The sequence below is a fragment of the Photorhabdus sp. HUG-39 genome, assembly GCF_963878365.1.
In the GTDB taxonomy this organism is placed as follows: domain Bacteria; phylum Pseudomonadota; class Gammaproteobacteria; order Enterobacterales; family Enterobacteriaceae; genus Photorhabdus; species Photorhabdus kayaii.
In genome coordinates this window covers 56,448-82,968 of sequence record NZ_CAWNWY010000002.1, presented here as the reverse complement: position 1 = coordinate 82,968, position 26,521 = coordinate 56,448, and the positions used below count along the sequence as shown (strand labels likewise).

Here is a 26,521-nt window from a genome sequence, read left to right as displayed (position 1 = left end):
CTTCAGTTATAACCACCTCTGCTGACTGGCTGCGATTAATGCAGCCCAGCCATCGGGCGGATTTCCTCGTCCCAACATCTTCTCAAAGACTGTATAGGGATCGGACTTACTACCTTCCGAACGCAAGGTCTCCTCATCGTTGATCCAGGCATACACAATGATCCTAGCTCTGGAATCATAACGGAAGAACAAGCGGAACCTTCGACCAATTTTAGCTCGCCGCCAGTGGCGATAGGCGGCCCCTAAGGTATTACCTTGCCGATACTCGTTCCGGGAAGGATCACTTGGCACCACATCTAGAATCAATTTGCTCAACGCCCGAAACAGCTTGACATTCGGATTGCTCTCAAACCCGTGAAGATCACTCTTCTCGGCCCTTTTTACTGCATCATGCAGCTTCCGAAGCTGTTGTATCACACATGAGTGATACAACAGTGTCCATCCATGTCGCTGCATCAAATCACCACATCTCCGTCAATATTCTCATTCAGATCGATAGCGTGACCAGCATTGTACTGCATAGCCTCTTCCAGTTCCTTAGGTAAACCACTCACATGATGCCCAGCCTGAATATCCGCAGACAATAGCTCAAGGAATGCCCCAATGACAGGATCTTCATGCTCAATCCCTACACGAGTCACGACTACCTCACCATCACGCAACTCAAAGGCCAGCTTACTACCTGTATCAACACCTAATGCCTGACGGATAGACCTAGGTATCGTTATCTGGCCTTTGGAAGTCAATGTTGCAAGTTCATAGATAGATGTCATAACAAATCTCCAATTATTACTTCAATCAAAGTGTAAGGAATATTCCTTACATCGTCAAGATAACCTAGTAACGGTGAATATCAATCTACTGACTCTCTATACCCGTCATCTTTCAAGTTGCCTCTTTGTTGGCTGCACTCACTCACCCCGGTCACATAGTTATCTATGCTCCCGGGGATTCGCTCCCTTGCCGCCGCGATGCATCTTGAAATCCATAGGGTATATACCCAAGAGACTGTGATAGGTGCTAAAAGGCTAGTAAGATAAATGGAAGGAACAGGAAAAATCTCCTTGTATACTGATACTAATAAAAAGAAACATTCAATGGAAATAAATAAAGATACAGCGGAAGTACAGCTATAATATTGATAATCACCTTAAAAATATAAATGCTAAACCGGAACACAAATGGGACGACTGATTAAACACCTTACCAATATATTGGGAATAAAGTCTTCCCACCGTTATCCCTATCCCGCTCACGATATTACACTGGCAGGTGATAGACATTTGCACCTGGTAGGCAGTATTCACATGGGTACGAAAAATATGTTCCCACTTTCGGAAATATTGATAGAACAACTTAATCTATCCGATACATTAATCGTGGAAGCAGATATTACTCAGGCAGACTCCCCATTTCATGATGAATTTCAATCATATCACCGCATCGAACAACGTTTATCTTCTGAGATGTACCAGAATTTTCAAGACTGCTGCAATGAAATCCAACAGCAGGAAGAATTCCTCAATTTATTACCCTCATGGCAAATCGCTTTAATTTTACAAGCAGGACAAGCACAAAACCTTGGATTGCATCCCCACTACGGTATCGATTATCAGCTACTGAATTCAGCCAAAGCGCAAGGGAAAACGGTTATTGAACTAGAAGGTACTGAATCACAAATTAATTTACTTAATCAAATTCCCAATAACGGCCTGCCACTACTGGAAGATACATTAACCCATTGGCACGCAAATGCCCGCGCTTTACAAACCATGATCAGTTGGTGGATGGACTATCAACCTGAACAGCAAGAGCATGCTTTACCAACAACTTTTAGTAAAGAGATATACCAACTATTGATGACTGAACGTAATAAACGATGGAATAAGCGTTTACGGAAATTACCTACCGGTCGATATCTTGTCGCTGTTGGTGCTTTGCATCTGTATGGTGAAGGGAATTTGCCTCAGATGCTGACAGAAGAACAGGATTAAAAAAAGGCCAATATTACATACATTGCTATAATATTGGCCAATCATATGAGGAATAATCTGTCATTTTCGTTGTTCTTATTAAGTTCGGGATATTACCTGTTTGTATACAAGCAACAGAGCCATAGTCAGATTATCAATTCCATCATTCCATTTCATCCGTTATCCTTAATTATAAAATTACCCTATGTAATGAAATTATGACACCTGCGATCATTTTGTTAGAAAAACAGAAAGTTAGCTTCTCTCTTCATACCTATGAGCACGACAAAAATGAGCATAACTTTGGTGATGAAGCAGTGAGGAAATTAAGACTCAATGCCAAGCAAGTATTCAAGACCTTGCTGGTTGCACTTAATGGTGAGGCTAAAAATTTGGTGGTAGCCGTCACCCCCGTTTCAAGTGAGCTGGACTTAAAAAAGGTCGCCAAAGTTTTTAAAGTCAAAAAAGCAGAAATGGCTGATCCCCAAATCGCCCAGAAAGTGACAGGGTATCTCGTCGGCGGGATCAGTCCGTTAGGACAGAAAAAACACTTGCCAACAGTTATTGATAACCAAGCGCAACAGTTCCCAACTATATTTGTCTCGGGTGGTAAACGAGGGTTAGATATTGAATTGGCGTCGTCTGATCTCTGTAGGTTAGTGAGAGGCAATTTCGCTGATATTGCAAAAACTTAAATTATTGCCCCAAAAGGGCGGCCAAAATTGCAGCCCTTTCGATTTATCATTCTGTCAGGGATTATTGATAAATAATTTCACCCTTTGGCTCATAATCAGCCGCTTTCAGTGGTGAATGCTTCTCGATATAGTCTTTCAAAACTTCTGCATCAATAAAACCGGTGTTGACATAGGTTGGATAATTATCAACACGTGGATAGCCATCACCACCAATAGCATTAAAGTCAAGCATTGCCATGCGGTAAGTTTTATTCGGCTCTAGTGGCTTTCCACCGATTTTTACCTCTTTAACACTTTTACCATCAGCAATCAGGCTAACATTCAAAAACTGTGCATAAGCACCAGAGTCAACTTTCATATTAGCAATCGCCGCCAGATATTGTTTGACTTCATTGCCTTTCATATCAACGTAAACCAATGTGTTGGCAAATGGATGCACTTTCAACACATCTTTATAAGTGATATCACCTGATTCAATCGAATCGCGAATACCACCACCACTCATAATCGCAAAATCAGCACCCGCGCGTTCCATCATGGCAGAAAGAACAACATGAGCCATATTAGTCTGAACAAAACGAACTTTGCTGCGATCCCCTTCCAATTTACCCTCAATAGAACCCACTTTCACACCAAGTTGTTTATCACCTTTATCTTGATAAGGCATCAGCAACTTTAACATATCCGGGTTTTGTGCAATTTCATGAGTGTAGTAAGCACGTTCAGTAGAACCATCTTCCTTCTGCACTTTCTTTTTGAGGTTAATAGGGATCAACTGATAGTGAGTCAGCTTTAATTCACCATTACGGAACTGGAAGTCAGCACGACCAACATATTTACCCCACTCATGAGCCTGAACAATCCAGGTACCGTTCTGACGATCCGGCGAACATGGGGTTCCTGGCACATAATCGATCTGCTTATAATTTTTATTTTCCGCAGACATACAGACCGGATCTTGTGAGTGACCACCGACAATCATATCCAGATAGCCCGCAGGCAAACTGCGAGCCATTTCAACATCACCCGGCGCATTAGAACCATGATTACCGTTGTCATAGTGCCCCATATGGGTTGCGGCAATAATCACATCTGGCTTTTCATCTCTCTTTAGTTCTTCAACAACCATTTTGGCTTCTGTCGCAGGAACACGAAATTCAACATCAGGAAAATTAGCCGGGTTACCGATTTTCGCCGTATCATCAGTCGTCAGGCCAATAACTGCAATTTTCACACCCTGTTTATCGAAAATGGTATAAGGTTTGAACAAACGTTTGCCAGTGCTTGTTTGGTAAATATTGGCAGCCAGAAATGGAAAAGTTGCCCATTTTTCCTGTTGACGCAGTATTGACAGAGGATTATCAAACTCATGGTTACCCAACGCCATTGCATCATAGCCCACCAAGTTCATGCCTTTAAAATCAGGTTCGGCATTTTGCAGATCAGATTCTGGTACACCGGTATTAATATCTCCGCCGGAAAGCAGTAACACACTACCCCCTTTTTTCACGACCTCCTGACGGATTTCATCAACTACCGTTTTTTGAGCGGCTAAACCATACTCACCATAATCGTTACGCCAAAAATGACCATGATGGTCATTGGTGTGCAAAATAGTAATGTTATAGGTTTTATCCTTCTCCCATGCATTTGCGATTGCTGGAAGTAGTGCTATAGATACAACCAAAGCACAAGCTGAGGTCTTGAACGAGAATTTCATGGTATATCTCCATGTTTTTTTAGTGAATAGCCATGCAAAAACAGCTTTTAAAGCTAACAAGGCGGGATAAATTGATCATTTCTTGAGACAGGTTATGTTATGCAGTTATTAACACATGTTTTGTTTCGTCTTTGCGAGAATACTATATACCCGTCATCTTTCAAGTTGCCTCTTTGTTGGCTGCACTCGCTCACCCCGGTCACATCGTTATCTATGTTCCCGGGGATTCACTCCCTTGCCGCCGCGATGCATCTTGAAATCCATAGGGTATAAAACTATATCCAAGATAGTAAAAAATCAACTCTCTACCTAATATGTATTAAAATTCAACAAATATACTGACTATTGATTAAGACAGGTTGGCAGCTAATATGAGCGAACAAAGCAATACCACCATAGTTCCATCTCACCCCAAAAAAACCAGGAATACCGTTTTTACTATTCTTGGAGCAATCAGTGTTTCACACTTATTGAACGATATGATCCAATCGCTAATTCTAGCAATTTATCCTTTACTACAATTAGAATTCAACCTGAGTTTTGTGCAAATCGGTATGATCACCCTGACTTATCAGATTACCGCCTCTTTATTACAACCACTGATAGGTCTCTATACCGATAAACATCCACAGCCCTATTCATTACCTGTTGGAATGAGTTTCACCTTATCCGGTCTATTATTGCTGGCCTATGCCAACAATTTCCCGTTAATTCTATTAGCATCTGCATTAATCGGAACAGGTTCTTCGGTATTCCACCCGGAATCGTCGCGCGTAGCACGTATGGCATCCGGGGGTCGCCACGGACTAGCTCAATCTCTTTTTCAAGTCGGCGGTAATTTTGGCAGCTCCCTTGGACCATTGCTGGCCGCTCTGTTTATTGCTCCCTATGGCAGAGGCAACGTTGGCTGGTTTTCTTTGGCAGCATTACTGGGTATCATCGTGCTGCTACAGATCAGTAAATGGTATAACACTCAGAATTATATCAAGAAAAACCAAGCCAAAACTGGCCCTGCCATTAAAGTTTTATCAAGAAAAACCGTGATAGGTTCCTTAGTTATTTTGCTAATCTTAATCTTTTCCAAATATTTTTATCTCACCAGTATCAGTAGCTATTATACTTTTTACTTAATACACAAATTTGGCATTTCTGTACAAAGCGCCCAGTTTCATCTGTTTATTTTTTTATTCGCAGTTGCAGCAGGAACCATTATTGGTGGACCGCTTGGTGACAGGATCGGCAGAAAGTATGTTATCTGGATATCTATCCTTGGAGTTGCACCTTTTACCTTAGTTCTGCCTTACGCTTCTCTGTACTGGACAAGTATTCTATCAGTGATTATTGGTGTGATTCTGGCATCTGCGTTCTCTGCAATCCTGGTATACGCTCAGGAACTTATTCCAGGTAAAACCGGGATGGTATCCGGCCTGTTTTTCGGGCTGGCTTTTGGTATGGGAGGTATTGGCGCAGCGGTACTTGGTGATATTGCGGACAGAACAAGTATTGAACTGGTTTATCAGATTTGTGCTTTTCTGCCGTTACTTGGCATATTTACCGCTTTATTACCTAATATAGAAGATAAGAATTAGAAAAATCACCATGCAACCCCACATAAAAGTTAATTTTTATGTGGGAATAGTGCTTGTTTACCTCATAAATATTCAAATAGAGCAACACAAATACCTGTTACGGGTAGTTTAATCCTTTCAATCTATATTTTTTGATGTTTTATTCATTTTTTTAGCGAATTTACCTCGAATTATCTATAAAATACAGTTACACCTACCTCTTCACTATGCTATTTACTAGCCTCAGCAAGAAGGAGTCTTAATGGAGCACTCGACACCACTTATCACCACTATCGTTGGCGCGTTCTTTATCGCTTATCTGCTTGGTATGCTGGCACAACGCCTGAAAATCTCACCGCTGGTTGGTTACCTTACTGCGGGAGTACTCGCTGGTCCTTTCACTCCTGGTTTTGTCGCTGATGCATCACTGGCCCCCGAGCTGGCAGAAATTGGTGTCATCTTATTGATGTTTGGTGTCGGACTGCATTTTTCACTCAAAGATCTGTTAGCAGTAAAATCTATTGCTATCCCTGGTGCTATTGCACAAATACTGGTCGCGACACTACTCGGAGTAGGGCTATCAGCAATACTGGGTTGGGAATTATTTAGCGGTATCGTCTTTGGTCTCTGTCTATCAACCGCCAGTACCGTTGTTCTGTTACGAGCGCTAGAAGAGCGCCAACTAATCGATAGCCAACGAGGTCAAATAGCTATTGGCTGGCTGATTGTCGAAGATCTAGCGATGGTGCTGACTCTGGTATTACTGCCCGCGGCTGCCGGTATTCTTGGTAATAAGGAAGCCAATATTGGGCAATTAATTATAGAGCTCGCCATGACAATCGGTAAAGTTATCGCTTTTATCTTGCTGATGATTGTTGTTGGCCGCCGTCTAATCCCGTGGGTACTGGCAAAAACCGCGAGTACCGGCTCCAGGGAACTATTTACCCTTGCTGTACTGGTTATCGCCTTAGGTATCGCTTACGGTGCCGTTGCTCTGTTTGATGCCTCATTCGCACTAGGCGCGTTCTTCGCCGGTATGGTATTAAACGAATCAGAACTAAGCCACCGTGCCGCCCAGGATACGCTGCCACTCAGAGATGCTTTCGCCGTATTATTCTTCGTTTCTGTTGGCATGCTGTTCGACCCAATGGTCCTCATTCAACAGCCCCTATCGATATTGGCAACGTTGGCAATCATTATTATTGGTAAGTCCGCCGCGGCAATGTTACTTGTAAAGATGTTCGGCCACTCACGCCGGACCGCGTTAACGATTTCAGTCAGCCTGGCGCAAATCGGTGAATTTGCCTTTATTCTGGCTGGTCTTGGGGTTGCACTCGGCCTGCTTGATGGAAATGCCCGTAACCTTGTTCTGGCTGGCGCGATTGTTTCTATCATGCTAAATCCAGTTCTATTTAGTCTGTTGGATCGCTATCTGGAAAAAACAGAAACTATTGAGGAACAGTTACTGGAAGAAACGTTGGAAGAAGAGACGCAAATTCCTGTCGATATCTGCGGCCACACTATCGTTGTCGGCTACGGGCGTGTCGGCAGCTTACTATGCCAACGCTTGCAGGAAAAAGAGATCCCTCTGGTTGTTATTGAAAACACCAGAGCCAAATTTGAGGAACTCGGTGAACAAGGTATTAGTGCAATCATGGGCAACGCTGCCAGCAAAGATATTATGTCACTGGCACGCTTAGATTGCGCCTGCTCCCTCCTACTGACTATTCCTAATGGCTATGAAGCGGGTGAGATTGTCGCCTGTGCAAGGGAAGCTCGCCCGGATATTAATATTATCGTCCGAGCCGACTATGACGATGAAGTTACCTATATCACAGAGCGTGGAGCTAGCCACGTCATTATTGGTGAGCATGAAATTGCTAAAACAATGGCAACTGTATTCGCCAACAGTGAGCAAAGCTATTCGATTGAACCACCTCCAGCATCGCCTTTTTCGCCATTACTTTGAGGAAAGTGACTGCTGATGGAATCATTCCCTATTCCTTACCGAGTAGGGATCATGAGCCGTTCTTATCACTTAAGTATCAGTGATAAGGACAGCTCAGAGGGAACAAAACTTTCAGTTGAAGTATCGCTCTACTCAATTCTATACAACAAAAATCAATCGGATTATCAATTAATCCTTAGCCCATTTAAAACAAAATTCAGCAACCCATTGAGGTAAATATTTTTTATTAATAGCGGGTAAATACCATGTATTGAATTTTTTGCGTTGCTTAACATGATCATGGTATTTACCCAGCTACAACAAGGAAACTCTATACCCGTTATCTTTCAAGTTGCCTCTTTGTTGGCTGCACTCGCTCACCCCGGTCACATAGTTATCTATGCTCCCGGGGATTCACTCCCTTGCCGCCGCGATGCATCTTGAAATCCATAGGGTATATACAATCCAAGCTACCTTCAACCACTATTAGCTTAATGAGACTATTAATGAAAAAGCCAATCAGTCGGGAGGGCACAATATCAAATATCCGATTACGTCAAAGATATAAAACACCTTTCATTGACGTGTAAAACATTGAAACAGAGAAAACACATAGCACTAAAGAAGCAAGACGATAAAACAAATCGGGTTTTAAAATTCCTTTTCCCAGCTTTCCTACATATAGCATTTTCCCAACCCCCACCCAAATCAGGGAAACGGGTAATAATGCACAAACAAAAACCGTCATGCATGGGATGTATTCTGACCACAAAGTAAATGCAGTAAGAGGAAATATATATGTAGCAAACACAAAAGCCTTAGGATTAAGCAACGTGGCAAATAATACCGTGATAAAATGGATTTTTACTACGTTCTTGTCTAATGAGAAATGCCAAACTTTAAAAGCTAGATAAGCAATGTATGTCGAAGCACACATCTTTAAGATAACCAGTAACCATATGAAAGCATGAGAGACTGTAGATAAAAATAACCCCCACAAACTAATTGCTATTATATAACCCAATGCCTCAGCTAATATCAGCCTGAGTGTACTAATAAAACCATGTGAATATCCAGATGATACCAAAAGAGTATTTGTTGGTCCCGGCATAATTAAGACCATACTCACCATGCTGGCAATTCTTATATAATCGTAGTAACTATTCATAGTATCCTCAGTGGCTGTTATACATAATAATTAATTATTTGAAATATAATAGGAAATTTTCAGTAAAAAATTTCATCACGCCCCCCATCTCTTTAAATTAACAATAATAAGTTACGGTCATTAAATACCATTACTTTCACTTAATAGCTATTAGGTTCGTCTTTTCTCTCAATGTTAGTAATCTCAATAACTCCAATTCAGTAATAAAATATACAAAAAATATGAAATTCCGTATTAACTTCGGGAATACTCCTAAAATATAGCAGCTCCAATCCATATATAACTAATATCATTTCTATATATGGTCGATATCATTTCAATATATAAAGAATATCATTTCAATACACAGCGAGTATCATTTCAGTATATTATTAATAAAGGAGTATTCTTTAGCCAATCATCTTGATTATAATTAGTAGAATCAACAATTGAAAAATCAGTTTCAATATTTTTAAAAATTGTGATTTTAGTCCAAATTCTTCCTTTAGCTAAGCCCTACTAGAATAAACAGAAAATGAGGTAAATAATCAAATCAGCATGAACCGGATTGGTGATTTTAGCGGGATCTAACTATATTATCAATGCGCCTCCATGTGGAATTTTCATATATAAAACAAAATGATAATTAAAAGAGAAAAAACAAACAGAGAATTCAATTTGCATATTATTGTTATCTTAGTCATATAAATATTCTATTCTAGGACATTTTTAAATATTATTTGAATTTATTTAAACAGATATATATACCCTATGGATTTCAAGATGGATCGCGGCGGCAAGGGAGCGAATCCCCGGGAGCATAGATAACTATGTGACCGGGGTGAGTGAGTGCAGCCAACAAAGAGGCAGCTTGAAAGATGACGGGTATAAATAAGAATAAGATACTTTGCCTTTTATAAATTCGACAAAAATCATTGCTATTAATAAAATAAACTCTAACTACCATTTACAATCTTAATAAATGATTTTATAGCTAAATTTCGGCACCTCATTAATTTATACGGTGCCGAAATTTTAAAATTATCGTTCCCAGTAAGATTCTTCCAAACTATCTTCTTTTTCGGGCAAACCACGGCTTAATCGTGGGGAATGCTGACTCAATACCTGATAGCTAACTCTGTTGGCATATTTACATACCTGAGCAAGTGATGAATATGTTAGATAAGTACGGATATGTTTACTGGAATTAGGCACATTCATTCTGTGGTGATTGTTGGCCGTTATATCATGCAGCAAAGCAGATAAAGCACCATCACCTGCCCCATTGGTATTCATGATTTTTTCTGGTCCCCCCATATAAGGTTCAATATGGGAATAAACTTTCATCGGGATTTGACAATCAGATTTACGCATAGCACGACTGAACTCATAACGGTTAAATTCAGCAATAGCACCCGGTAACAATGGATGGGTTGTCTGACGCATATAATCTTTTTCCGTATAACCTGCCATATATAATCCAGCCGGACCTGCGGTACACAAAACTAAATCGACCCAATCTAGTGCTATATCCGAAGCCAATAGTGGATCACTGAAACCAGTAAGCTCATAAGCTTCATCTTCATTCATTGCCAGAACCGAAATATTCTCAACCAGAAAATCACGCCACCATTGTGGATCATCAGCAATAACATATTTCGTCCCTAGCGTCAGAACCACAGGTACACTATGCTTTTTAGCATATTCGATAGCTTTCATGGTTGCTTCTGGCATTGGTTCTCCCGGTTTACAACGAATCAAGTAAGCAGTTAATACCAAAGCAGAAGCTTCAGCAATAATCTTCTCAGGAATACTTTCCGGTTTAAGTTGATTCATTTGCCCAGGACTGATGGCAAAAGTCCGCTCACCATTTTCCGTTACTAACGTAAAACAGCGACCAATTGCTCCGCTCACTCCCTGTAAATAGTTCAGATCAGTACGGCTAGACGTGTTACATAAGTAGCGGTAAGCATAACCGCCAATCTGAATATTACTACACATAGTACCCAGTAAGACGGAACGATCATCGGCAAGAACTGAGTAATTATGTAAAGTATTACCAATAGTGCCACCAGCAAATTCGTGGCTAATAAGATTATTATCAGTAAGTTCTTTATACAAGGTTTCAGCTACATCATCTTCAATAACTAATGAATGCCCTTGGCTAAGGTTATAGCGCTGGATAAAATCTTCATCTACTTTCGCCTCAATATCCACTAATGTCTGATCGATACCAACGATATAAGCTCGGTTATTCTCACCATCCATCATCTCTTTAATTGGCTGGAGTAAAGGATCACGCAGACTGACGGGAAAATAGTGTTTTGATTTACGTTTACCAGGGAATTTCATTTTTGATTGATGCTATAACGCCAAAAGGTGCAGCATATTAGCACAATAAAAACTGACAGGCAGCAAATGTCACTACGACATTTACTGCCAAGGAAAACTTAAGCCGCTTGCTGACGACTACGTACCATATGACGAATTAGAACAGACACCACAGCCAAGATCAGCCCAAGAAAAGCACTGCCCATTAAGATAAGTAGACGCTTCGGTGAATCTTTCGCTGTCGGCTCATAAGGAGCCTGCATATATCTAAATGGTTGGAAGTTAACTTTATCTACTTTAAGTGCTTTCAGCTCTTCTATATAGAACAAACGGTTACGTAAGTCAGCATCAATCAAGGTGGGATCTTTTATCTCCTCTGTAATTTGCAACTTACGTTGTAATGCATCAGCCCCCAAAGCAATGGAATAATCTGGATCGTCTTTGATCATTGCTCCTTCACTGGAAATAGGCTTTTTAATTCCTGCCGAATTAGCGATAGATAATGCATGTTTCAATCGCTCAATATTAGCTTCCTGTATATTATTCACACGGTTTAAATCAACGTTATACAAACCTTCAGAGTAATTAAGCTTTTGTTTTACTATATCACTTAATTCACTCTTCACCTGTTCATGGACAACAGACGACGCATAGTCAATATAGCCATTTAACAGATTATATGCATCTTCTGCGGTTTCGGCACTGAAGGTCAATTTAGTTTCACCGTTTTCATCATCTTTTTCCGCTTTTGAAGAAGATGAAATATTATCATTCACAATCTTTTCAATAAGTTTTCTTTTTGCAAATGGTGAATGATCACCTGATTCAGCCACCAGATTTTTAAAATATTCTGTATTAACCAGATATTCTTCACGCAAAACCCGTGAATTAAAATTATTTAAAAAATTATTATACAGTGACGATGAAGTTACTGATGGTTGTAAACTTAAAACCTCTAACTTAGTCAGGAGATCTCTAAGTGGTTGTATCTCTTCAAGTTGAGGCTTAACAATAGAAGCAGAACTGCTCCACTTTTGTGGCATCAAAGATGCTGCTACAAAGCCGATAACAGCAAAAAGGATAGTAATAGTGATAATCAATAACTTTGATTGAAATAAAACAGAGAATAACTCAAACAAATCAATTTCATCATCTTGTTTTGAATTGTGATAATTAAAATATTCTTCACTGAAATTAGTGCTTTTAATCGGTTTATTACTCATTATTTATATCCAAATTCAAATATGCTGTTACTAATTGATATACAAAACATCATCCCACTGGGCCTATAGGTTAATTCCCATTTACTCTGAAACAAGTATGGCAGTTCCACTAGGCTGGCATCCGTGTAGCAATATACCTTAAAAAGCCAATGAACCCTAATGATAGATTAATCCTATCACTATTCATTCCTGTTTCTGACAAACCCGTTGACCAACTCTTCAAGTAGTAAAATATGACTAGCGTTGTCGTTAAGCGCCGGAATATATTCAAATTTTTCCCCACCTGCATTAAGAAACATCTCTTTATTTAGCTGTTTTATCTCTTCCAGCGTTTCCAGACAATCAGACGAAAAACCAGGGCAAAGTACCTGAATATGTTTTATTCCCTGATTAGGTAGAGTTTGCATCGTTTGATCTACGTATGGTGTCAACCATTGCTCACGACCGAAACGTGATTGATAAGCCATCATTACCTGCTCTGCCGGATAATTAATTGCTTGCTTTAGCAATCGTGTTGTTAACTTACACTGCTCAGCATAAATATCGCCCGTATCAACAAAACGCTGCGGAATGCCATGATAGGAAAGCAATAATCTGTCTGGTTGACCATGCTTATCGAAACTCTGCTCAATAGTTTCTTTCAGTGCAGAAATATAAGCCGGATGATCAGCATAACTACGAATAAAGTGAATTCCAGGAATAGTTCGGTATTTTTGCAATACCAGACTGACACCATCAAATACAGCCGCAGATGAGGAACCAGAATATTGGGGATAAAGTGGTAAAACAATCAGCTGCTCAACATTCTGCTTAAGTAAGTTGTCAATCGCTTGTTCAAGAGATGGAGAACCGTAATTCATTCCCAGTTCAACAGGTATGTCAGCAAGTCTTTCTGCCAGTAATTTCTGTTGCCGACGGCCATGTACTAATAGAGGAGAACCTTCATCAGTCCAAATTTTCTGGTATAACTTTGCTACACGTGAGGAACGGAAAGGCAAAACAAAACCATATAATATTGGCTTCCAGATAAATCGAGATAAATCTATGACTCTTTTATCGCTAAGAAACTCAGCTAAATAACGTCTTATAGCCGCAGTTGTCGGTTTATCAGGAGTGCCAAGATTAACTAATAAAACACCAAATTTACCGTTGTTCATTATGTCGATCCTTCATTGTTTCGCTAGTGAAAACCCTAGCATAATAAAATACAGATGAAAATCATGTTTATCTACGAAAACAATGAGGAAAAATCGACTAATTTACCTGATACAGTAAATAAATAATATAGGATAAGGCGACTTATTAGTCGCCCTCTAAGAATCATTCAGGTTGATTAATCCAAAATTTTAGATAATTCTTCACTAATCTCAGATACCTTACGAGTACCATCAATTCTAAAATATTTGGTATAATCTGCCTCTGCTTCTTTTTGATAGTAGGATACTAAAGGTGCTGTCTGCTGATGGTATTCAACTAAACGTTTACACACGATATCTTCGTGATCGTCTTTACGAACAGTCAACTCTTCACCCGTAACATCATCCTTGTTTTCCACTGCTGGCGGATTAAATTTAATGTGATAAACACGGCCAGATGGCGCATGTATACGGCGTCCAATGATACGTTCAATAATGAGTTCATCGGGAACATCGAATTCCAAGACATAATCAACATTAATACCCGCTTCTTTCATTGCATCAGCCTGGGGGATAGTACGGGGGAACCCATCCAGCAAGAAACCATTGCGGCAATCATCTTGTTTGATGCGCTCTTTGACCAAAGCAATAACCAGTTCATCAGTAACCAGCTTACCATGATCCATCAGCGCTTTTGCTTTTAAACCCAATTCTGTGCCAGCCTTAACCGCAGTACGCAACATATCACCAGTAGAAATTTGAGGTACCCCATATTTCTCCACGATAAATTGCGCCTGAGTCCCTTTACCGGCGCCCGGAGCGCCCAGCAGAATGATACGCATTGCGTAAATCCCCTTGCTAGTTAGTTTTTATATTTTGAGAAAACGAGCCACCATACCATTTAGCATGGGGTTCGCTCAAGGAAACAGGTAAACGATTTCGTGATATTTTTCTGTAAAAATAAACCACGCCCATCTCATAGGCGTGGTTTCCAATCGTCACCAAAAAATGATTAAATCAAGCTTTCTCAGACAACAATAGCTGATTCATACGGCGAATAAACTGATTTGGGTCTTCCAACGTGCCACGCTCAGCAAACAATGCCTGATCAAGCAACAGTTCAATCCAATCCGAGAATTGAACTTCATCACTGATATCAGAAGCCAGTTTTACCAACTGATGATCAGGATTCAGCTCAAAATTGTACTTAACGTCCGGCACCTGTTGACCAGCCGCAGCAAACAATTTCGCCATCTGCGTGCTCATTTCATCCACATTTGTTGTGACAATTGCTGGAGTATCAGTCAGACGGTGAGTCAATTTAACCTCTTTTACTCGATCACCAAGCAATGTTTTTACACGCTCAACAAACGGCTCCAGCTGCTTTTCAATTTCTTCCTGTTCGGCTTTGTTTTCATCTGCCAGTTTATCCAGGGATTCATCGGCTTTACTGACTGACTGGAATTTTTTACCATCAAAATCAGTGAGGTATCCCATCATCCATTCATCAATGCGATCTGACAGTAACAGAACTTCAATACCTTTCTTACGGAACAACTCCAGATGAGGACTGTTTTTCGCCGCAGCATAACTGTCTGCGGTGATGTAGTAAATCTTATCCTGACCTTCCGTCATCCTACTAACATACTCTTCCAGAGAAACTGTTTGTGCCGAGCTGTCATTATGAGTAGAAGCAAAACGTAGCAATTTAGCGATAGCTTCTTTGTTGGTACTATCCTCTGCCGGGCCTTCTTTCATTACCAGACCAAACTGTTGCCAGAATTGCTGGTACTTTTCTGCATCATCTTTCGCCAGTTTATCCAGCATCTGTAATGCACGTTTGGTCAATGCATTACGTAAATTACGGGTAATAGAATTATCTTGTAAAATTTCACGGGAAACGTTTAGCGGTAAGTCGTTGGAGTCAATCAAACCACGGACAAAGCGTAAATAGTTCGGCATAAACTGTTCCGCATCATCCATAATAAACACACGCTGGACATACAATTTCAGCCCGTGCTTATGCTCACGGTTCCACATATCCCACGGAGCCTGAGATGGAATATAGAGCATGCTAGTATATTCCTGTTTACCTTCTACGCGGTTATGGCTCCAGATCAGCGGATCAGTAAAATCATGAGAAATATGTTTGTAGAACTCTTTATACTCTTCATCTGTAATTTCAGATTTACCACGAGTCCATAAAGCTTGAGCTTTATTAATCTTCTCCCAAGTTACTGTATCCTCTTCACCCTCTTCTTCGCTCTTATTTTTGGTTTCAATTTCAACCGGCAAGGCAATATGGTCAGAGTATTTACTGATAACAGAACGCAAACGCCAGTCATTCAGGAATTCATCTTCTCCTTCACGTAAATGAAGGGTGATCTCTGTACCACGGGTTTCTTTTTCAATATCGGCAATCGTGTAATCACCTTCACCAGCAGATTCCCAGAATACGCCCTGATCAATTGAAGCGCCAGCAGCACGAGTACGTACAGTGACTTTATCAGACACAATAAATGCAGAGTAAAACCCAACACCAAACTGACCAATTAACTGGCTGTCTTTAGCCTGATCTGAACCAATAGATTCCAGAAAAGCTTTTGTTCCTGATTTAGCGATTGTTCCAAGATTATCGATAACTTCATCACGAGTCATACCAATGCCATTATCACTAATCGTAATGCTTCTCTTTTCTTTATCAAAAGAAAGACGAACGCGTAGTTCACCATCATTTTCATAAAGTTTTGGAACAGATAATGCGCGGAAACGTAATTTGTCAGCAGCATCGGAAGCGTTTGAGATTAGTTCACGAAGGAAAATCTCTTTATTGGAATAGAGTGAATGGATCATTAATTGCAGAAGTTGTTTTACTTCAGACTGAAATCCACGGGTTTCCTGACCTTTCATACTCATTTATTACCTCAATCTAAATCCAGTTCAGACAGACAAAATCAGACGATAATATGCAGATGGGGATAAATAAGTTGAATTTCAAGTTTGATTATCCAAAAGAATTATGAAGTAACTTTTGATCATAGCAGAATGAACTAAAAGGCATGCGCCACATAGAATGTAGCGCCTCAAAACCTTTACGACTTGCCCTAACCAGACTACAACACTATTCGGTCACAACTCGACAAAACCGTAAGGCATTAACAGAAGATTAATAAGTAATCTTCTGCCGCCCAGCAAGTGAATGGGACAATGTTGTACCATCTACCATCTCAAGTTCACCACCAACCGGCACACCATGAGCAATACGGCTTGCTGTTACACCATACTGAAAGCATATCTCTGCGATATAATTGGCAGTGGCCTCTCCCTCCACTGTCGGATTAGTCGCCAGAATCACCTCTGAAATCTCCTCAGTGGAGAGACGGTCCTCAAGACGATCTAAACCAATATCCATTGGACCAATGCCATCTAATGGGGATAAATGCCCCATCAATACAAAGTAACTTCCGGCAAACTGCCCAGTTTGTTCAATAGCATGAATATCCGCTGGACTTTCAACCACACAGATTTGACCATTTTGTTGACGGCGTGGATTAGCACAAATTGTGCACTGTTCCTGTTCGGTAAAAGTCCGGCAATATTTGCAGTGTCCAATTTCTGACATTGATCTGGTCAATGCCTGAGCCAAACGCATTCCACCACTGCGATCACGCTGTAGCAGATGAAAAGCCATCCGCTGTGCAGACTTAGGGCCAACCCCTGGCAAACAGCGTAATGCTTCCATCAAGGATTCAAGGAGAGGACTGGTTTGCATCAGAATGGCATCTTAAAGCCTGGTGGCAATTGCATCCCACTGGAAATGCCTGCCATTTTCTCTTTCTGTGTTTCTTCAATACGACGGGCTGCGTCATTGAATGCGGCAGCAATCAGGTCTTCCAACATCTCTTTGTCATCTTCCATCAGGCTTGGATCGATCTCAACACGACGGCAATTATGAGCGCCATTGATAGTCACTTTAACCAGACCTGCTCCCGATTCCCCCGTCACTTCTAGATTGGCGATCTCTTCTTGCATTTTCTGCATTTTGTCCTGCATTTGCTGGGCCTGTTTCATCAAATTGCCCAAACCACCTTTACCAAACATAGATTTCTCTCTTCGCTATGGCTACATCGTACAACAAGGTACAGATTGCAGCATGGTTAAATCGGTCGGATACTGTCTTCGTCCAATTCAGCATCAAATACCTGCCGCAATGTTTGAATAGTTTTATCCGCAATAATTGATTGGCGAGCTTGTGCCAATTTCTCTTCATAAATGGCTTGTCGCCACTCCAGCGGAGTTTTCTCCGCAGGATTATCATCTTCAATAATACTGCATTCAACTGTTACGCCGTACAATTCGCTTAAAGCCCCCGCTAATGACTTTTGTGCGAAAGCGGAATTAAGGTGACGCTGGCTCGAACGCAAATGTAAACGGATATTATTTTCACTAACCTGCTCTTTGAATGCATTTAATGCCAATTGCTGCACCAGTTTAGGAATTTTAAGTTTACCAACTTCTGCGGCCCATGCATCTCTCTGTTTAGATTCTTCCGTTAATTTCTCTGCCAGTTCTGGTGTTTTCTCATGTTCCAAAGCTGTTCTTAAAGCCTTTGGTGTGGCCACATGAGTTTCTGTTTTCTCCTCAATATTCTTGGCACGCCAACGGTAAGCTTCTTTTTTCTCAGGCTTGTTTTCCTGTTTTTTATCTATTGATGATTGAGGTCGCTGTCCTGACACTGCGGCAAACCGTTCCAATGCTGACGTTGCTGACTTCATCTTAACAGGCGTAGCTGATTCAGGCTTTTTTGTTGACGTTTGCTCTTGCTGTCGGGATAACACATTCCTTGCTTTCAGCAACTGCGCTGTTGGGCTTGATGCAAGCGCCTGAGGTATCTGGGGTTCCGACTGAGAAGTTCTATCCAATTGTGCCAATTCATTAATATAATTAGCAGGTGGCACATCTCCCTGATCACTATGTTTCGGCTGTGCTGTAACTGATGGTATAACCGCAGGATGTACCACCGGTGCCGCAACCTCTTCAATAACTGTTTTCGGATGAAATGCCAAGGCTCTGAACAGCGTCATTTCAACACCCATCCTGCGCTCCGGTGCATACGGTAAGTCCCTACGACCAATCAGCAAAGTTTGATAATAAAGTTGCAAATCTTCCGGTGAAACAGCTTTTGCCAATATCCGCAAACGGCCTTCAATTGATGAAGAAGCGATTTCTGGCTGAGAAGGTAACAGCTGGAGCATTGCAATACGATGCAGCAATGCAAGAATTTCTACTAGCAAATCCTCCCAATCAGCCCCCCGTGAAGCAACTTGTTCCACCAATGCCATAACCTGCTGACCGTCAGCTCGAATCAATGCTTCAATAATTGATAACGGCTGTTCATCATCTAAAGTTCCTAGCATCAAGCTGACTATTTCAGTTGTCACCAAGCCTTGTCCGATAGCAATAGCCTGATCTGTCAGACTCAATGCATCACGCATGCTGCCATCAGCAGCACGAGCCAATAGCTGACGAGCGCGGTTATCACTCTCTATATGTTCAGCTTTAAGAATACGCTCAAGCTGATCGCTTATTTGACCAATATCCAGCGATTTGAGATGGAATTGCAAGCAACGGGAAAGAATAGTCACTGGCAATTTTTGCGGATCAGTCGTTGCCAGTAAAAACTTCACATGCTCAGGCGGCTCTTCCAACGTTTTCAATAATGCATTGAAACTGTGGCGGGAAAGCATATGTACTTCATCAATCAGGTAGACTTTAAAACGCCCACGAGCCGGAGCATATTGCACGTTATCTAGCAATTCACGCGTATCTTCAACTTTAGTACGGGAAGCCGCATCAATTTCAATTAAATCGACAAATCGCCCCTGTTCAATTTCAAGGCAATTAACACATTTACCGCAAGGCTTATCAGTAATACCTGTTTCACAATTTAGCCCCTTAGCAAACAAACGGGCGATCGTTGTTTTCCCAACACCTCTAGTGCCAGAAAATAAATAGGCGTGATGAAGCCGGCCATGGGCAAGACCATTAGCTAACGCAGTCAGGACATATTCCTGACCAATTACATCAGAAAATATTTGTGGGCGCCACTTACGGGCAAGTACCTGATAGCTCATTGATACCGGAAAAATCGAATACAGTTGGGTATCATGCTAACACAGCCTCACTACAGACAGCGAGGCCGATATGTTAGTAATACAAAAATAAGCAGATTAATGATCTGGGAATTCAAGTAGAGTAAAACTACTTACACCTTGTCTTTGCAGGCGCTCAACACCATCTAAGCCAAGCAAACCAATAACAAAAGCCGCTTCAGAAACCTCACCACCTAAACGACGGATTAAACGAACAGTGGCTTCAACTGTACCACCCGTAGCCAGCAAATCATCAATAACCAGCACCTTATCGTTTTCTCTTACGCTATCCTTATGCATTTCCAACGTATCAGTGCCATACTCCAGATCGTACGTTTCACTCAATGTTTCCCGAGGTAGTTTGCCCGCTTTACGAACAGGAATAAAACCAACACCAAGGCGTAACGCAACCGGGGCTCCAAACAGAAAACCGCGAGCTTCAGTGCCAACTATTTTTGTGATGCCTTTGTCCTGATATCGCTCCACCAGAAGATCAATTGTTGCCTGGTAGGCAAGAGGGTTATCCAATAAAGTGGTAATATCACGAAAAAGAACCCCTGGTTTTGGATAATCAGGAATAGTTTCAATACTGTCTTTAATAAATTGCAGTTGCTGCGCATTTGCGGTCATAATCGGTGCCAATGAGTAGAACACGAAGGTGCTAAAATCTATTCAAACTGATAGAAAAAAGCAACTAATGAACACGCACCAGCCTACTTTTTGTCGTCCCAGATTAATTTTGCTTCGCAAGGCATAACCATTTTAAGGTATAAATGAATACGCAGCCATTATTAAATTTACTCGAAAAACAGGTCGATATACTGGCGGAAGAGATAGCACCATTAGCAGACACACCATTCTCTACTGCCCGGTTTGATCAAGCTTTATTTAACCGACACAGCGATAAACTCCGTGGTTATCTACAAGAAGTTAGGCACAACATGGAACAACTCAAAGAGTGTGTGCAGGATCACCGAACCGAACAGGTCGCATTTCTGACTGAACGCTTAGTTGCCCAAATAGAAGCATTAAGGCGTGAATTGTCTACCCAGTCATTGAGAAAAAAAGAGAGCCGATTTGAACATAAACAACAAGCTACTGACCTGTACCACAAACTGGCTGAACATCAGGATTATGAACGCCGTCTGCTCGCAATGATCAATGATAGAGAGCTAAAATTGAATCAACAAACTACACTTAGTCATCAACAAAAAATACAGAAAGAAATCGCGGCATTAGCCGGAAGACTAGCACGTTGCCGTCAATCTCTGACGCGAATTGAAAAATCAATCGAATACAAAGAGAACATGGATTAACGATTCAGATGAGGAATACTTTATGTCAGTCGAACACGCACCACCCGAAGTTCAACTTGCTGTTGATCTGATCTATTTACTGGAATGCAATGAAATCGCTCCTGAAATCGCACTCGCCGCACTGGAAATAGTCAAACACGACTATCAAGCAAAATTAGCGAAGCAATCACAGTCGACGAAGGAATATTGAACGATTTACTTCAAACACCTTAATAGATATCTTGATCGATACTATAAAAGATTCACGTTTGTCTTAAGTATGTGATCATACATTCATATCAATATCAGCCTTTGCTAAATTTCAAACGGCTTTATATCGTCACTCGCTCTTTCCACTATTTCGTTTAAGAAACGTTGAAGAATAATCATCCGCAGCAATTCGAGTGCAAAGCGGTTTCCATTCACAGCCTATACAAGCAGATCTTATGATCCCACGATTGAAAGCCCATCGCGCCTGTTTTAAATAGGTTTCATCAAGCCTCAGCGTATGACCTACCTCAACTGATCGGCCCATAAGAGCGCTAACTGCTTCCAAAGCTCGACTATCCCGGACAATAACACTCTCGCCAAAGCAATGAGGTTTGTCTTCTCCAAGCAAGGGAATACATATGTCATCCGGTCCTGCCACAATCAAGATATCTTCGTCCAGAATTCGAGGAATAATCCTATTGTAGTTTTCAACAAAACTAGGGGAATATCCGTTACCCGCGTAGGTAAGAATACACAAGAGGTGGTGACCTCTCAGGGATATTGTCATGAGTTACGCTCCTGAATGTGATCAAGTGTTGCATTTTTATACAATCAATGCTATATGATTGATACTGACCATCAATAGATCAATTTTTCTAATATAAAGAAAATCGGCTAGGAATCGACTATTATGTCGTCACGGTGGGTATCAAACGAGCTTGTCAAATTATCATCAGAAAGCTTGCAGGCAATCATAGATAACAAGATTCCAGCAGCGATGATAGATGATTTTGCAACGCCAAAAGAAACAGAACAACTTTCGTCTGCAATACTGAGCATGAAGGCAAAACCCTATGAATTCGGAAGGCCGGGGTTTTATTTGGGAAATACACTCGCTCATTATCGTGATCAACCAAAAGAGCAATATTTTGCTCAAGTTAGCGTAGCTGAGCAAGATCGCATCCAAATTATCAATCAAGCTTTTGATCCCGTTGATCGGTTCATGCAATACATCAATCATGATACAAATTTTAGCATTTCAGTCGCAGAAGAACCGGGGTTCGGTCCCTATTTTACCGGTATCGTTCGAATTATCTCCGGTGGCTCGGATCTACATGTAGATTACGCACCCACTTTTGCGAAAGGAAATTTAGTCGTCGGAGATATATCAACTCAGCTTGCTTGGAACCTCTATATTTTATCTCCCTCTCAGGGAGGAGAAACCGTGATCTATAACCAACCATTCAAGAATACTACCATTGATAAAATATACAAACCGTATGATAGTGCTCTATTGGTTAATTGCGAATCTTTCACTTTTCGACCTCAAGTCGGTTCAGTCGTCATTTTCAACACAACTAACCCTCATATTGTCCTGCCTGCAAGTGGCAATCGCATTGCAACAGGCTCCTTCATCGGTGTATTAAATGAGAAGAAGTTGATTTTATGGTCGTAATACATCTCAGCGAAACACTTGGGACCTGAATATGAAGAGTTCCTCTTCTTGCTCCACTGCTGCTCTATATGTCGTGACGATCATCACCGGGGGAACATCGTGGTATGCAGCAAAACTGCAATTAACTGATGTTTCACCTGTAATATCCCTGATTTATCGTTTTGGGTGTGCGTCGATACTGCTACTTCTGATTGCTGTGATTTCACGGGAAAGACTTACACACACCTGGCGCGAGCACCTCTCTTTTGCCGCACTTGGAGCATTCGGATTCGCTGTCACATTCTTGATGATTTACAAGGCTACGGCCTTGATTACTACCGGTTTAATCGCCCTTACCTACTCTTCAGTCATATTATTCAACTCCATAAATACAATTCTCTTCCTACGGCAATCGATTTCATGGTCAGTGCTGGTAGGCGCTGTAGTTGGGCTAACTGGGATAATTTTAGTCTTTAGCCCAGAATTTTTAAATAATGAATGGAATTGGACAGGATTCGGTTACGCAATCGCAGCAACCCTGACATTCTCATTTGCTAACATTTCCGCAGTTCAGTTACAGCGAAAAGGTGTCACTGTTCTGCCAATGACCGGGATTTCTATGGGATATGGCACCATATTCTTGCTCAGCTACGCCTTTTTGACCAAGCAAACGTTTGATTTTGATCTATCACCAGCCTATGCAACATCTCTATTCTATTTGATCCTGTTTCCTTCGGTAATTGGGTATACAACTTACTTTGCCGTTGTTGGTCGCTTGGGGGCTGAACGAGGAGCTTATACCATGCTTCTCGTTCCACTCGTAGCCTTAACGATCTCCAGCGTTACAGAAGGCTATCGTCCAACCATTTGGGCCATAATTGGCACAATGATGACACTCAGCGGTAACTATTGGGTAATCACCAACAAACATCAACCCACGACAAAAACTGACACTTAAGAACGCGGTTCAAGAGTGGGGTAAGCCCGACGAACCGTTTTCACAATCAAAATAACCAGTACGATTTTAATAATATCTCCCGGTATGAACCCAATTGAACCTACGGCTGCTTGCCAGGTGCTGATATTAGCAAATACGGCAATCCACGGGATACCGATTACATAAACAACCATAATTCCACCAAAGACAAGAAATACAGCTTCTTTAAAGATATTCAGTTTTACAAGATTTTTCTCATACAAATAGCCGATAACAAAAGCGGCAATCGGCCATGCCAAAATAAAGCCACCACTTGGACTGAGAAATACACTTAATCCTCCCCGCCCTCCAGACATTACCGGTAATCCAACGGAAACAAACACACAAAAGAGCAACAATGCTAATCCACCCCGTTTCGCACCAATAATGGCACCAGCAAGCATTGCTCCCATTGACTGCGCTGTTATCGGAACGCCCACAACGGGAAGTGTCAGTGGCGGAAATAAACCCAGTGCTACGGTTAAAGAGGCAAATAGTGCTATATAAACAATATCTTTGGTAGACATTTAATCCCCCCTTTCTTTTCGATAAAGCCACAACCTCTGTTTTACTTGCTGCCTGATTTATTTCTGTCAAATTCTGGATCATAGGACCTAGCTTCAATAGCAGCAGAAATATCGTCTGCCATTTTGAGCATCCGCACAATAACAGGAACTGCAATTGCAATGACACTCTTATCAAGGCCTCTTGCTTTCTGCGCCTCCCGTACTTCTTCTGTAATTGACGCCAGAACAGGGATAAACCGCAAAGCAAGCGATAGAGCCAAACTCACTTTTCCAGGATTGATGCCAAGATAGTACAACCACCCAAGACCCTTTTCCAATGCGTCGATCATATCAGAAGAGCGAGTAGTAAGAGTGACCAGCGAGGCCAGCAATAAAAGTGAGACAAGACGAACTACCACAAGTACACCTGCGGTCCAGTGGTGTAGAAGCAATTGGACTATAAAAATAAGTGCGATGATCCATAGCGCTGGCCGTAATTGCATCCAAGCAGTTTTTAATGAGATTTTAGCTAACAAGTATAAAAGTACGATGCCCGCCAATGCCGCAACAGAAAGATCGATACGTGGAATAACGAAAAGCAATGTTCCCAAAATGACCAAAGAAATAATTTTGAGCCCAGGGCTAACTCGATGCACAAATGATGAACCAGGGTTATACCCAGATAGGCTCATAACATCATCCTTACGTATTCAGGGATAGCAATAGAGGGGATGTCATCAACAACGACACGACCCTCATCAAAAACCAGAACACGATCAAATCCCACCAGAAAATCAAGGTCATGAGAAACTACAATCACAGTTTGAGATAAGTTATCGATTGCTTCGGCAACACGGCGCTTGTTTCGTAAATCCAGCAAGGTTGTAGGCTCATCGAAAATAATGTAATCGGGCTCCATCACAAGAACACCAGAAATCGCAAGGAGTTGTTTCTGACCACCACTTAAAAGATGGGCAGGATGCTCCCTAAATTGGAGTAAATCATAGCGTGAAAGGGCCTCCTGCGTTCTTTGTCGAATCTTATCCTTGGTAAACCCGAGATTTTTCATGCCAAAAGCTAAATCTTCCTCAACGACTGGAAAAACGATCTGATTGTCAGGATTTTGAAATACGAAACCAACCTTACGTCGGATCGCTTTACCTTCCGTTCTGGTATTCAGACCATCTACCAAAACATCACCACTTTTCGGTACCAACAATCCATTAAGAAGGCGTGCGAATGTACTTTTGCCGCAACCATTACTACCTACGATGGCAATGCGTTTTTCCTTAAGCTGCAAATTTAATTCTTTCAATATTACTCGCTCGCCATAGGCATGCGTCACATTTCGTATTTCCAACATAGATGGTTATCCGTTCTCTTTCCGAATTTAATCAGCAGATAAACAAAGAGCATAAGATAATGACTTTTTGCCATTAGCCACATTGTTAGCAATTACCAAAATAGAATTCACCTTAATTTTCCTCTATATTCTGGTTCTTCATTTTTCAGTGACTTTCATATGCTCACTATATTTAAGCATATCGATAAAACTATCCACTAACGACTCGGCTTCCTTCTGAATATCAAAACTATCTGGTGCAAATAGCCAATTTTCCAACAAGCCCGTTATCAATCCTCTTAACATGATAGCCGCTCGCCGTAAATGAAGATTATAAGGAAGCTGACCTGACGCAATACAGCCGGAAAGAGATGCTTCAATACGAACATAATCTGCAACACACAGCTCCTGACGGACTTCCACCAAGGCAGACATTTCACCAACAAACTCACATTTGTGGAAAAAAATCTCCATTAATAGCCGGTTTTTCGGATCATCAGTGACCGACGTCAGGATATGGATGATTAAAGTTCTTAAAATCAGGAGTGGATTATTAGGATATTTTGCTTGATACTCTTTCTCTAATTCGTCAATCTTAGAATCTGTTATTCTACAAGCTTCGGAAAACAGGTCTACTTTATTTTTAAAGTGCCAGTAAATTGCCCCTCGGGTTACTCCAGCCGTTGTGGCAATATCTGTCAGTGAAGTAGCCGAGACACCGCGCTCAGAAAACTCTTTTATAGCTGCGTCTATAATCTGTTGCCGGGTCTCCTCAGCCTGTTGTTTAGTTTTTCGTGCCATACACTCTAATTTTAACCTAAAATGGATTTACATACATTCACGTATGTTTGTATTATAGCATGC

26 protein-coding genes are annotated in these 26,521 nt (G+C 41.2%); 8 read left to right on the top strand and 18 right to left on the bottom strand.

Features of this window, described 5'->3' with window-relative positions:
• Positions 1-6: 6 nt before the first annotated feature.
• On the bottom strand, positions 7-456 hold the full coding sequence (locus AAC155_RS02050; protein ID WP_113040849.1) for a type II toxin-antitoxin system YhaV family toxin: 450 nt from the start codon (positions 454-456) through the stop codon (positions 7-9).
• Positions 456-773: a type II toxin-antitoxin system PrlF family antitoxin gene (locus tag AAC155_RS02045; RefSeq protein ID WP_113040848.1), complete on the bottom strand. Its 318-nt coding sequence runs from the start codon at positions 771-773 to the stop codon at positions 456-458. Before AAC155_RS02045 ends, AAC155_RS02050 begins: the two co-directional genes overlap by 1 nt.
• A gap of 408 nt (positions 774-1,181) precedes the next feature.
• On the opposite strand from AAC155_RS02045, the gene AAC155_RS02040 reads away from it, so the two are divergent.
• Together AAC155_RS02040 and ybaK are read left to right on the top strand one after the other, a co-directional pair.
• Positions 1,182-1,994 carry a TraB/GumN family protein gene (locus AAC155_RS02040; protein WP_113040847.1) on the top strand — a complete coding sequence of 271 codons (813 nt, stop codon included), beginning with the start codon at positions 1,182-1,184 and terminating at the stop codon, positions 1,992-1,994.
• 197 nt (positions 1,995-2,191) lie between these two features.
• Positions 2,192-2,668, top strand: coding sequence for a Cys-tRNA(Pro)/Cys-tRNA(Cys) deacylase YbaK (ybaK, locus tag AAC155_RS02035; protein ID WP_113040846.1), 477 nt, complete (start codon positions 2,192-2,194; stop codon positions 2,666-2,668).
• A 61-nt stretch (positions 2,669-2,729) separates the two neighbouring features.
• Here the strand turns inward: ybaK and ushA are convergent, their stop codons facing one another.
• Positions 2,730-4,388: a bifunctional UDP-sugar hydrolase/5'-nucleotidase UshA gene (gene ushA, locus AAC155_RS02030; protein ID WP_113040845.1), complete on the bottom strand. Its 1,659-nt coding sequence runs from the start codon at positions 4,386-4,388 to the stop codon at positions 2,730-2,732.
• A gap of 371 nt (positions 4,389-4,759) precedes the next feature.
• Here ushA and AAC155_RS02025 point away from each other — a divergent pair, with 371 nt between their 5' ends.
• Together AAC155_RS02025 and ybaL are read left to right on the top strand one after the other, a co-directional pair.
• The gene (locus AAC155_RS02025) at positions 4,760-5,977 is read left to right on the top strand and encodes an MFS transporter (protein ID WP_113040844.1); all 1,218 of its coding nucleotides are present in this window, start codon (positions 4,760-4,762) and stop codon (positions 5,975-5,977) included.
• Positions 5,978-6,218: 241 nt separating this feature from the next.
• Positions 6,219-7,925: a YbaL family putative K(+) efflux transporter gene (gene ybaL, locus AAC155_RS02020; protein ID WP_113040843.1), complete on the top strand. Its 1,707-nt coding sequence runs from the start codon at positions 6,219-6,221 to the stop codon at positions 7,923-7,925.
• Between the two features lie 535 nt (positions 7,926-8,460).
• Here the strand turns inward: ybaL and AAC155_RS02015 are convergent.
• From AAC155_RS02015 to apt, 10 genes are all read right to left on the bottom strand, one after another.
• Entirely contained in the window at positions 8,461-9,072 is a 612-nt protein-coding gene (locus tag AAC155_RS02015) for a LysE family translocator (protein ID WP_113040842.1), read from the bottom strand.
• A 1,020-nt stretch (positions 9,073-10,092) separates the two neighbouring features.
• On the bottom strand, positions 10,093-11,403 hold the full coding sequence (locus AAC155_RS02010; RefSeq protein ID WP_113040840.1) for an inosine/guanosine kinase: 1,311 nt from the start codon (positions 11,401-11,403) through the stop codon (positions 10,093-10,095).
• A 98-nt stretch (positions 11,404-11,501) separates the two neighbouring features.
• Positions 11,502-12,605, bottom strand: a complete 1,104-nt coding sequence (gene wzz(fepE) / locus AAC155_RS02005) for an LPS O-antigen length regulator Wzz(fepE) (RefSeq protein WP_113040839.1) — start codon at positions 12,603-12,605, stop codon at positions 11,502-11,504.
• 179 nt (positions 12,606-12,784) lie between these two features.
• Positions 12,785-13,762 (bottom strand): ferrochelatase, encoded by a 978-nt coding sequence (hemH, locus tag AAC155_RS02000; RefSeq protein WP_113040838.1) that lies wholly within the window; start codon positions 13,760-13,762, stop codon positions 12,785-12,787.
• Between the two features lie 176 nt (positions 13,763-13,938).
• Entirely contained in the window at positions 13,939-14,583 is a 645-nt protein-coding gene (adk, locus tag AAC155_RS01995; protein ID WP_113040837.1) for an adenylate kinase, read from the bottom strand.
• Between the two features lie 175 nt (positions 14,584-14,758).
• On the bottom strand, positions 14,759-16,651 hold the full coding sequence (gene htpG, locus AAC155_RS01990; RefSeq protein ID WP_191214715.1) for a molecular chaperone HtpG: 1,893 nt from the start codon (positions 16,649-16,651) through the stop codon (positions 14,759-14,761).
• Positions 16,652-16,907: 256 nt separating this feature from the next.
• The gene (gene recR, locus AAC155_RS01985; RefSeq protein WP_113040835.1) at positions 16,908-17,513 is read right to left on the bottom strand and encodes a recombination mediator RecR; all 606 of its coding nucleotides are present in this window, start codon (positions 17,511-17,513) and stop codon (positions 16,908-16,910) included.
• A complete protein-coding gene (locus tag AAC155_RS01980; protein ID WP_049582543.1) occupies positions 17,513-17,842 on the bottom strand; it encodes a YbaB/EbfC family nucleoid-associated protein in 330 nt (109 codons plus the stop codon). The genes recR and AAC155_RS01980 overlap by 1 nt, the downstream gene beginning before the upstream one ends.
• A gap of 56 nt (positions 17,843-17,898) precedes the next feature.
• Positions 17,899-19,875 (bottom strand): DNA polymerase III subunit gamma/tau, encoded by a 1,977-nt coding sequence (gene dnaX, locus AAC155_RS01975; protein ID WP_113040834.1) that lies wholly within the window; start codon positions 19,873-19,875, stop codon positions 17,899-17,901.
• 96 nt (positions 19,876-19,971) lie between these two features.
• A complete protein-coding gene (apt, locus tag AAC155_RS01970; protein ID WP_113040833.1) occupies positions 19,972-20,523 on the bottom strand; it encodes an adenine phosphoribosyltransferase in 552 nt (183 codons plus the stop codon).
• A gap of 143 nt (positions 20,524-20,666) precedes the next feature.
• Here apt and priC point away from each other — a divergent pair, with 143 nt between their 5' ends.
• Together priC and rsmS are read left to right on the top strand one after the other, a co-directional pair.
• Positions 20,667-21,209 (top strand): primosomal replication protein PriC, encoded by a 543-nt coding sequence (gene priC, locus AAC155_RS01965; protein ID WP_113040832.1) that lies wholly within the window; start codon positions 20,667-20,669, stop codon positions 21,207-21,209.
• Positions 21,210-21,231: 22 nt separating this feature from the next.
• Positions 21,232-21,399, top strand: a complete 168-nt coding sequence (gene rsmS, locus AAC155_RS01960; protein WP_074524823.1) for a pleiotropic regulatory protein RsmS — start codon at positions 21,232-21,234, stop codon at positions 21,397-21,399.
• Positions 21,400-21,528: 129 nt separating this feature from the next.
• Here rsmS and AAC155_RS01955 read toward each other — a convergent pair whose 3' ends face one another.
• Positions 21,529-21,966: a DUF1284 domain-containing protein gene (locus AAC155_RS01955; protein WP_113040831.1), complete on the bottom strand. Its 438-nt coding sequence runs from the start codon at positions 21,964-21,966 to the stop codon at positions 21,529-21,531.
• Positions 21,967-22,089: 123 nt separating this feature from the next.
• Between AAC155_RS01955 and AAC155_RS01950 the strand changes: the two genes are divergently transcribed.
• Together AAC155_RS01950 and AAC155_RS01945 are read left to right on the top strand one after the other, a co-directional pair.
• On the top strand, positions 22,090-22,854 hold the full coding sequence (locus tag AAC155_RS01950) for a 2OG-Fe(II)-dependent halogenase WelO5 family protein (protein WP_113040830.1): 765 nt from the start codon (positions 22,090-22,092) through the stop codon (positions 22,852-22,854).
• Positions 22,855-22,885: 31 nt separating this feature from the next.
• Complete coding sequence (locus tag AAC155_RS01945) at positions 22,886-23,791, top strand: DMT family transporter (RefSeq protein ID WP_113040829.1); 906 nt, start codon at positions 22,886-22,888, stop codon at positions 23,789-23,791.
• On the opposite strand, the gene AAC155_RS01940 is transcribed toward AAC155_RS01945, so the two are convergent.
• From AAC155_RS01940 to acrR, 4 genes are all read right to left on the bottom strand, one after another.
• Complete coding sequence (locus AAC155_RS01940) at positions 23,788-24,336, bottom strand: biotin transporter BioY (protein ID WP_113040828.1); 549 nt, start codon at positions 24,334-24,336, stop codon at positions 23,788-23,790. The genes AAC155_RS01945 and AAC155_RS01940 overlap by 4 nt on opposite strands.
• Positions 24,337-24,377: 41 nt before the next feature.
• Entirely contained in the window at positions 24,378-25,007 is a 630-nt protein-coding gene (locus tag AAC155_RS01935; RefSeq protein WP_113040827.1) for an energy-coupling factor transporter transmembrane component T family protein, read from the bottom strand.
• The gene (locus AAC155_RS01930) at positions 25,004-25,678 is read right to left on the bottom strand and encodes an energy-coupling factor ABC transporter ATP-binding protein (protein ID WP_113040826.1); all 675 of its coding nucleotides are present in this window, start codon (positions 25,676-25,678) and stop codon (positions 25,004-25,006) included. The genes AAC155_RS01935 and AAC155_RS01930 overlap by 4 nt, the downstream gene beginning before the upstream one ends.
• 138 nt (positions 25,679-25,816) lie before the next feature.
• Positions 25,817-26,458: a multidrug efflux transporter transcriptional repressor AcrR gene (gene acrR, locus AAC155_RS01925; protein WP_113040825.1), complete on the bottom strand. Its 642-nt coding sequence runs from the start codon at positions 26,456-26,458 to the stop codon at positions 25,817-25,819.
• Positions 26,459-26,521 lie beyond the last annotated feature (63 nt).

Bases quoted from the DNA above. Each gene is read 5' to 3' on its own strand.
- AAC155_RS02050 (WP_113040849.1), bottom strand. From the start codon at position 456: ATGCAGCGACATGGATGGACACTGTTGTATCACTCATGTGTGATACAA.
- AAC155_RS02045 (WP_113040848.1), bottom strand. From the start codon at position 773: ATGACATCTATCTATGAACTTGCAACATTGACTTCCAAAGGCCAGATA.
- AAC155_RS02040 (WP_113040847.1), top strand. From the start codon at position 1,182: ATGGGACGACTGATTAAACACCTTACCAATATATTGGGAATAAAGTCT.
- ybaK (WP_113040846.1), top strand. From the start codon at position 2,192: ATGACACCTGCGATCATTTTGTTAGAAAAACAGAAAGTTAGCTTCTCT.
- ushA (WP_113040845.1), bottom strand. From the start codon at position 4,388: ATGAAATTCTCGTTCAAGACCTCAGCTTGTGCTTTGGTTGTATCTATA.
- AAC155_RS02025 (WP_113040844.1), top strand. From the start codon at position 4,760: ATGAGCGAACAAAGCAATACCACCATAGTTCCATCTCACCCCAAAAAA.
- ybaL (WP_113040843.1), top strand. From the start codon at position 6,219: ATGGAGCACTCGACACCACTTATCACCACTATCGTTGGCGCGTTCTTT.
- AAC155_RS02015 (WP_113040842.1), bottom strand. From the start codon at position 9,072: ATGAATAGTTACTACGATTATATAAGAATTGCCAGCATGGTGAGTATG.
- AAC155_RS02010 (WP_113040840.1), bottom strand. From the start codon at position 11,403: ATGAAATTCCCTGGTAAACGTAAATCAAAACACTATTTTCCCGTCAGT.
- hemH (WP_113040838.1), bottom strand. From the start codon at position 13,762: ATGAACAACGGTAAATTTGGTGTTTTATTAGTTAATCTTGGCACTCCT.
- adk (WP_113040837.1), bottom strand. From the start codon at position 14,583: ATGCGTATCATTCTGCTGGGCGCTCCGGGCGCCGGTAAAGGGACTCAG.
- htpG (WP_191214715.1), bottom strand. From the start codon at position 16,651: ATGAAAGGTCAGGAAACCCGTGGATTTCAGTCTGAAGTAAAACAACTT.
- recR (WP_113040835.1), bottom strand. From the start codon at position 17,513: ATGCAAACCAGTCCTCTCCTTGAATCCTTGATGGAAGCATTACGCTGT.
- AAC155_RS01980 (WP_049582543.1), bottom strand. From the start codon at position 17,842: ATGTTTGGTAAAGGTGGTTTGGGCAATTTGATGAAACAGGCCCAGCAA.
- dnaX (WP_113040834.1), bottom strand. From the start codon at position 19,875: ATGAGCTATCAGGTACTTGCCCGTAAGTGGCGCCCACAAATATTTTCT.
- apt (WP_113040833.1), bottom strand. From the start codon at position 20,523: ATGACCGCAAATGCGCAGCAACTGCAATTTATTAAAGACAGTATTGAA.
- priC (WP_113040832.1), top strand. From the start codon at position 20,667: ATGAATACGCAGCCATTATTAAATTTACTCGAAAAACAGGTCGATATA.
- rsmS (WP_074524823.1), top strand. From the start codon at position 21,232: ATGTCAGTCGAACACGCACCACCCGAAGTTCAACTTGCTGTTGATCTG.
- AAC155_RS01955 (WP_113040831.1), bottom strand. From the start codon at position 21,966: ATGACAATATCCCTGAGAGGTCACCACCTCTTGTGTATTCTTACCTAC.
- AAC155_RS01950 (WP_113040830.1), top strand. From the start codon at position 22,090: ATGTCGTCACGGTGGGTATCAAACGAGCTTGTCAAATTATCATCAGAA.
- AAC155_RS01945 (WP_113040829.1), top strand. From the start codon at position 22,886: ATGAAGAGTTCCTCTTCTTGCTCCACTGCTGCTCTATATGTCGTGACG.
- AAC155_RS01940 (WP_113040828.1), bottom strand. From the start codon at position 24,336: ATGTCTACCAAAGATATTGTTTATATAGCACTATTTGCCTCTTTAACC.
- AAC155_RS01935 (WP_113040827.1), bottom strand. From the start codon at position 25,007: ATGAGCCTATCTGGGTATAACCCTGGTTCATCATTTGTGCATCGAGTT.
- AAC155_RS01930 (WP_113040826.1), bottom strand. From the start codon at position 25,678: ATGTTGGAAATACGAAATGTGACGCATGCCTATGGCGAGCGAGTAATA.
- acrR (WP_113040825.1), bottom strand. From the start codon at position 26,458: ATGGCACGAAAAACTAAACAACAGGCTGAGGAGACCCGGCAACAGATT.